This is a genomic window from Pseudoalteromonas sp. S3431, assembly GCF_000690035.1.
GTDB classification, from domain to species: Bacteria; Pseudomonadota; Gammaproteobacteria; order Enterobacterales; family Alteromonadaceae; genus Pseudoalteromonas; species Pseudoalteromonas fuliginea.
In genome coordinates this window covers 21,326-28,307 of record NZ_JJNY01000092.1, presented here as the reverse complement: position 1 = coordinate 28,307, position 6,982 = coordinate 21,326, and the positions used below count along the sequence as shown (strand labels likewise).

The window sequence follows — 6,982 nt, the reverse complement described above, 5'->3', positions numbered from 1 at the left end:
GTTAAGGGATTGGTATTACATTGTACTAATTTTGTGGTTTTGTTGGCGTTTATTTAACAGCGGATTTGATAGGTTTGTCACCATCGAACAGTTCAAAAATACGGTTGCTATTTGGGCTGTTAGTTGCAATATGAAGTAATGCATTAGCAACATTTCCTCGGCTAATTTTAGCTTTATCACTATCTTTAGGGCGTTCGGTTGTTACTGCTAACGATGCTTTTTCGTCGGTTAATGTAGCAGGGCGAATAATTGTGTAATTTAAGCCACTGTTAATTAAATGCTCATCAGCCATATGCTTAGCTACAAGGTATGGTTTTAAGTCGCCATCTATTGAGTCGGGATCGTCTGCACCAATAGAGCTAACCATGATGAAGTGTTTTGTTGAATGTTCACGGGCGTAGTTTGCAGCTTTAGTTGCTGCCCATAAATCAATTAAAACGGTTTTGTCGTCGCCAGTACTACCGCCCGAACCAGCAGCAAATATAACTTGATCGCAGCCTTTTAGCGCGTTGCTAAAGTCGCCTTCGAGATCTTGCTCTACAATACTTAAAAAGGGGCTTTTTAAATCACTTAGCTTGTTTTTATCACGCACTAGGGCAACCACATTTTGTTCATTTTTTAATAATAACTCAGTGGTCATTTTACCAATTTTACCGCTTGCGCCAATAATTAAGGTCTTGCTCATAATTAATTCCTTCTTAACTAGTACCAATTTTATTAAAAAGTGAATATTCTGGCGAAGATAGTAACTTACTAACGTTGTTAAAATTATTTATACAGATCACTCTATGTCATAATTTTTACTTTGTTATTAAGCTATTTTTCATCGTTATAATAAATCACTAATTTAATGCTGTTGGTATAAATAAATTGAAAAGTAATGTTCTGTGTAAACAGACCTTGGGGTAGGCGTTTATTTTTAAAGGGTAAATTTGAGTTTAATTAGTAATATTAAATAAAATAACGTGGTTTAAATTGGATACTTAACAGAGCATGATAAAAATGACTATTTTACGTTTATTTTTCAATAATAATACTGATTTCTGGTCACATAATCACGTTGGTACAAACTTATTCTTACACTGTGTTTTTGGTAGTTATAGAAAAGGGTTCGATGGGTATTGTTTCCTTTATTATGTAATGGCGCTTTGGCTAGGGCTGCTAAATATTGCAAAAATTAAAAATAATATACTCAGTGATAATACTTTCATAAATGCCTTTATATTTTATTACGTATTAAATCACGAACTATAAAGCGGGCAGGATGAATAGCTTGGCTAACACGCTCGCTTAACGGGCGAGGCTCATTGTTTAAACAGCTAATAAGGTGCTCTGCACTGAGTGGGGCACTACATAAAGCACGTGCGCCAAAACCGGTAAAAATATGCAGACCTTGCTGTGATTTAGTTAGTTGCTGGTACTGATAGCGCTTACCTAGGCGCAAGTTAGCAAAGGCTGTAATGTAATCACTTTGTTCGCACCATTGCCCTGCCATTGGTAGGTGATCTATAAATGTGCAGCGAACAGCTGCTTTTGCCGAGGTAATATTGCCAAGGGTTGAGGCAAATTCACTTTGCTGATAAAAGCTAAGCAGTTGCTCTTGGTTTAACTGATTGTCGAGCGCGGTAACTTGACGGCTTTTGGTGTTTTTTTCAAATGTGGCACCCATACAGTGATGATCTAAATAGGCTGGGGTAAAATACCCTTTATGGCACAGCACTGTTTTAAGTTTGCGTGATTGCTTACTTGCCTGAACATGCGAAACTTGACCTCTTACGCCTACAATAGGCAACGCTTTTGTTTGCTCAAATGAATCACTGTGTTCACCCGCACATATAATTACGTCACTAAAAGGACCTAGTTGCTCGCTATTAGTTAATAAAAACCAACCGCTGTCAGTTTTTTTAAGCTGTTCAATATTACAGTTAAATAGGTTTTTAAATGGGTTTATGCTATTTGCAGCGCTTAACATGGCGTTTACTAATTGCGGAGGGTTAACCCAGCCGCCTTGTTCAAAAAACACGCCCGAATAACCTGTTTCTACGCCGGCTATTTCGTCGCCTTGCTCTGCGGTTACGTTGTGCATTAGCTGGGTTGGCCATAGCTGTTTTTGTGCTAAGTTTTCATGTTTATCGGCCAGAGGTTTTTTTACTGCGTGCTGTAATACGCCGCACCAATCGTAATCAAAATTAAAACCACTGCTAAGTAAGTTGTTATATAGGCGTTTAGCGTATAAAAAGCTATGTGCGAATAATTCGCTGTGCGGTGAATTTTTAGCTTGTAGGTGAGGGTAGATAGCGCCTTGCACATTATGCGATGCACCCATAGCTGGTTTTTCATCTTGGCAGAATAATTGGCTTGCTATGCCTCGTTTAGCCAAACTATATAAAATGCAGCTACTGGCTATACCGCCGCCAATTACAGCCACATTTTTAAGTGTGCTTTTATCTTGGTTAAAATAAGCTGGAGCCGATTGTGAACTATTAGCTTGTTTGAGCTTTGCGAACAGTATGTTTTGTTTTTTGCTAAAGCCTTTTGTTTTTTGCATGCTAAAGCCCGCGTCAATTAAGCCTTTACGTACTGATTCTGCATCGGTATGAGTGGTAAGCGTCGCGTTAGTTTTTGAGATGTCGACCAATGCATTAAATAGGCTTGTTTGGTATATATCAGGGTTTTTATTTGGATCAAAACCATCTAAAAACCAAGCATCAACAATTCCAGATTGTGGGTAGCTCATTGTACTTATTGAATTGAGTACATCACCTAAGTACAAATCGAGGATAACACGGCCATTATTAAATTCGAGTCGATGACATCCTTCTAAATTTATAGGGTACTGGGCTAGTAACTCTTCACTTAATGGCTGAAAAGAAGGCCATGCTTGTAAAAGTTGGCTTAAGTTAGCTAATTTTAATGGGTGCTTTTCAAAGGAAATAAAATGCAGCCGTTTAACACCTATATCTAATTGATTTTGAACTTGTTGGCGTGCAATGTGGTCATTAAAGCACTGCCATGCATTTAAAAAGTTAAGGCCGGTACCAAAAGCGGTTTCGGCTATAACAAAATGTGGTTGGTCATGATTTTGTAATCGAGTATCTATATTGTTTTGATCATAAAACACATAATGGGATTCGGCCAAGCCATTGTCATCAGAAAAATAAATATCATCGAAGTCGCTGGCAACAGGAGTACCTGAGTGATTAAAGTGTATTTGCGCGTTTTTGATCATGACTTATAAGGTTTACAAATAATATTTTTAATTATTTTACGTGTTTTCTTTGTAATAGTCTGGCGTTATTTATAAGCTAGCGGTTCAGAGTACAAGTGTACGCTAGAAAGCTGACCACTTAGGTGATTAAATTCGCGTAAAATAGAACCCAATTGAGTATTAAGCTAAGGGAATTACCCATGAGAAGAGCTGTAATTACAGGTATCGGTGTTGTATCAAGTATCGGTAACAACAAAGAAGAAGTATTAGAATCGCTAAAAACAGGTAAGAGCGGTATCGCTTTTAACCAAGAATTTGCTGATTATAAGTTACGTAGTAATGTATCGGGTAAAATTGATATTGATGTTAAAGCCCATGTTGATCGCAAAGCAATGCGCTTTATGGGTGATGCTGCTGCTTATTCTTATATTTCGATGACACAAGCAATCGAAGACTCAGGTTTGTCTGACGAACAAGTATCTAATGAGCGCACGGGTATTATTGTTGGCTCTGGTGGCGGTTCGTCTAAATGGCAAGTAGAAGCCGCTGATATTTTACGTGAAAAAGGCGTAAAACGTGTGGGGCCTTATATGGTGCCACGTACTATGGCAAGTACAACTTCTGCTTGTTTAGCAACCCCTTTTAAAATTAAAGGTGTTAACTATTCAATTAGCTCAGCATGTGCAACATCTGCGCACTGTATTGGCAACGCGGTAGAACAAATTCAACTTGGTAAACAAGACGTTGTATTTGCTGGTGGCGGTGAAGAATTACACTGGACATTAGCAATGGAATTTGACGCTATGGGCGCACTTTCTACTAAATACAACGAAACACCTGAAAAAGCATCTCGTACATATGATGCAAACCGTGATGGTTTTGTTATTTCTGGCGGTGGCGGTATTGTTGTAGTTGAAGAACTTGAACATGCCCTTGCGCGTGGCGCACACATTTACGCTGAAATTGTTGGCTACGGTGCAACATCAGATGGCTACGACATGGTTGCGCCATCTGGCGAAGGTGCGGCACGTTGTATGCGCCAAGCTATGCAAGATGTAGACAGTATTGATTACTTAAATACTCACGGTACATCTACACCTGTAGGCGACGTTAAAGAGCTTGGTGCAATTCAAGAAGTGTTTGGCGGTAAGTCACCAATGATCAGTGCCACTAAAGCTATGACAGGCCATGCTCTAGGTGCTGCGGGTGTTCACGAAGCAATCTTTTCATTATTAATGCTAGAGCACAGCTTTGTAGCGCCTTCAATTAATATTGATGACCTAGATGAGCAAGCGGCTGGTTTAGATATTATTACTGAACGTCGTGATGTTGAACTCAATACGGTTATGTCAAATAGCTTTGGCTTTGGTGGCACAAACGCGACTTTAGTAATGAGCAAATATAAAGGCTAATTGGTTCTACTTAGTTTTTATATAATTTATAGCCGCTCACTTTATAAGTGAGCGGCTTTTTACTTAAGAATTTATAAGTTATTGTGATTGTTTTTCGTGCTTTTTATTAATAATCATTTGTAGAGGGCCTATGCAGTTATTTACAGAACGATTAAAAATGCGGCAATTGAGTGATGCTGATTGGTCTGTTTTTTTGCAGCTCCATCGTGAACCCGACGTGCTTGAATATTGCTTTGACATGCCAAAAGAAGTATTTGTGAGACAGCGGTTTGAGCAGCGCTTACCTATTTGGGATCCAGACTCTCGCCATCCATTATGCTTTGCTGTTATAAACAATGAAACACAGGAGATTATAGGTGTTACTGGTTTTACTTATGATGGAATAACTGCTGAACTAGGGTATTTATTTTTACCAAAACACTTCTCTAAAGGGTACGCAACTGAGTCGTTAAGAACCGTAATCGAATGGGCGTGGCAAGAATGTGGTATCAAACAGTTTAAAGCTGTGGTGACACGGGGTAATACAAGCTCAGAAAATGTATTGAGCAAATGCGGATTAACACAGACAGATGCTATACCTCAATCACATATTATTGCTGGTACGCGTTATGATGATTTAATTTACACACTCAAAGTCTAATACCAATGCGCAATAATACATAATCAATTTGAGGGATTAAATCTGGCGCTAACAGCGTTAAACATTCTAAGTTATAAATTTATCAAGGCTATTAAACAGCCCAAGACTGGAAGATTCTAATCTTGAAAGGTTAACAACGTTAGGTGGGTTTATTGGGCTAGAAAGCTAGCCCCTAATAGAAGTAGACGTTTACAAATGCTGCTCTATTGTTTTGCGATCTTTTTCTGGCATGTTTTCCACGACTAAATTAAATGAATTATCGATCATTCGTTCTATTTCGCCTTGTGGAATCGAACCATCTAAAATAACAGTATTCCATAACCGTTTATTCATATGATAGCCTGGGATCACTGCAGGGAAAATGTCGCGTAACGAAAGTGCTTCATCGGGATCGCACTTTAAATTAAGCCACCAAATAATTTCTCCATCGTCATTTGTTTCACCATCATTGCCAACGGCAAGAGTAGCAAACATTTTATGATTCACTTTATAAACATCAACCTCTTGAGCAAACGGTTTTGTAACTTGAACAAGTGGCTTTTTAATTAAATACTCATGCACTCTTATTTGGTCCATGATCCATTCCTTGAAGTCATACTCGGTACACATACCATAGCATTATTTTATTAGTTTTGTGATACGAAATATCGATTGTCTTCATTTTTTTTAGCATTAATACACTGAAGTATTGGAAGTTATTTATATTGATACAGAGATAAACCTTCTAAATACAAAAATCAGCCTATGAGATATTATACCAACCCGCAATAATACTTAATCAATGTGTGGTATTAAATCTGGCGTTAACGGCGTTAAAAACTTCTGACAAAGAGCAACTAAATAATGAATTTTTACCTTGTTACCAACAAGGCTTGCTTACCTAAAGTAAACCAGTTAATAGGCTAAACTGACTTTGGTAAAGACGAATAGGCAATGACAGCGGCATCACGTTGAGCGAGATCTGGTTTAGTTGTATTTTTACTATAAAGAAGGCAAAACTCTGTGGGATCCCCTTTGGCTGTTAAGTAATATTCATGAGTGAATTGTAATAGAACTTCTTTCCAACGCTTTGTAATTGAATCGGGGGCGCTTGGTAAAGAATTTAAAATGAGTTTCGATTCTTCAAAATTACTATTAATTGCAACATTCAGCATGTCATCGTTAGCAGCCGCCAACCAACTAGATCCATTATTACCTACGCAAAGCAATGGCATATAAGGTGCTAGAGCTGGGCACACATCATTTTTGTATATTTCGACTTGCCAGTATGGACGGGCTATTTTTATAAACTGAGTAAAACTTTCAATTGTTGTAAATTTGGATGTTGCCAAAGGTAAAATTTCGACTCTTGGCTTATTTGCATTAACGGTGTCATTGGCAACATCGATATACCATGGCCCGAATATGAGTGCGTTTTGAAAGTATTCATCTCGTAATGACCCCCATGCTTTTTTTAAATCGGTACCTTGGTTAATACGCTTTTTTAATAAGCACAGACCCGGTTTATCTGTTTGTGGTAGTTGTGTTTGCAATAATGAAAACACTTCATCGCGAATTTCTCTACAACGCCCTATTGGGTAGGGTTTATTGGCAAAATAAGGCATTTTAGGCGCAAGTGTTAAATCGGCAATTAATCTAAGTTGTGCTAAATCGTTGCACAACATAGTTAGCTGCTTTGGCGTAAGGCTGTTATTAAGCACTCATATTCCTTATAAAATCTAC

6 protein-coding genes are annotated in these 6,982 nt (G+C 38.1%); 2 read left to right on the top strand and 4 right to left on the bottom strand.

Going from position 1 to position 6,982, the window contains the following annotated elements:
- Positions 1-49: 49 nt before the first annotated feature.
- Positions 50-685, bottom strand: a complete 636-nt coding sequence (locus DO88_RS02120) for an SDR family oxidoreductase (protein ID WP_033040824.1) — start codon at positions 683-685, stop codon at positions 50-52.
- Positions 686-1,219: 534 nt separating this feature from the next.
- On the bottom strand, positions 1,220-3,229 hold the full coding sequence (mnmC, locus tag DO88_RS02125; RefSeq protein WP_033040823.1) for a bifunctional tRNA (5-methylaminomethyl-2-thiouridine)(34)-methyltransferase MnmD/FAD-dependent 5-carboxymethylaminomethyl-2-thiouridine(34) oxidoreductase MnmC: 2,010 nt from the start codon (positions 3,227-3,229) through the stop codon (positions 1,220-1,222).
- 179 nt (positions 3,230-3,408) lie between these two features.
- Here mnmC and fabB point away from each other — a divergent pair, with 179 nt between their 5' ends.
- Positions 3,409-4,620, top strand: a complete 1,212-nt coding sequence (gene fabB / locus DO88_RS02130) for a beta-ketoacyl-ACP synthase I (protein ID WP_007377718.1) — start codon at positions 3,409-3,411, stop codon at positions 4,618-4,620.
- Between the two features lie 130 nt (positions 4,621-4,750).
- Positions 4,751-5,260 carry a GNAT family N-acetyltransferase gene (locus DO88_RS02135; protein WP_033040820.1) on the top strand — a complete coding sequence of 170 codons (510 nt, stop codon included), beginning with the start codon at positions 4,751-4,753 and terminating at the stop codon, positions 5,258-5,260.
- 189 nt (positions 5,261-5,449) lie between these two features.
- Here the strand turns inward: DO88_RS02135 and DO88_RS02140 are convergent, their stop codons facing one another.
- A complete protein-coding gene (locus DO88_RS02140) occupies positions 5,450-5,836 on the bottom strand; it encodes an MmcQ/YjbR family DNA-binding protein (RefSeq protein ID WP_007377720.1) in 387 nt (128 codons plus the stop codon).
- 326 nt (positions 5,837-6,162) lie between these two features.
- Positions 6,163-6,960: a hypothetical protein gene (locus tag DO88_RS02145; protein WP_007377721.1), complete on the bottom strand. Its 798-nt coding sequence runs from the start codon at positions 6,958-6,960 to the stop codon at positions 6,163-6,165.
- Positions 6,961-6,982: the final 22 nt, after the last annotated feature.

What these genes read in the sequence shown, in the direction of transcription:
- DO88_RS02140 (WP_007377720.1), bottom strand. Translation starts at nt 5,836, where the DNA reads ATGGACCAAATAAGAGTGCATGAGTATTTAATTAAAAAGCCACTTGTT.
- fabB (WP_007377718.1), top strand. Translation starts at nt 3,409, where the DNA reads ATGAGAAGAGCTGTAATTACAGGTATCGGTGTTGTATCAAGTATCGGT.
- DO88_RS02135 (WP_033040820.1), top strand. Translation starts at nt 4,751, where the DNA reads ATGCAGTTATTTACAGAACGATTAAAAATGCGGCAATTGAGTGATGCT.
- mnmC (WP_033040823.1), bottom strand. Translation starts at nt 3,229, where the DNA reads ATGATCAAAAACGCGCAAATACACTTTAATCACTCAGGTACTCCTGTT.
- DO88_RS02120 (WP_033040824.1), bottom strand. Translation starts at nt 685, where the DNA reads ATGAGCAAGACCTTAATTATTGGCGCAAGCGGTAAAATTGGTAAAATG.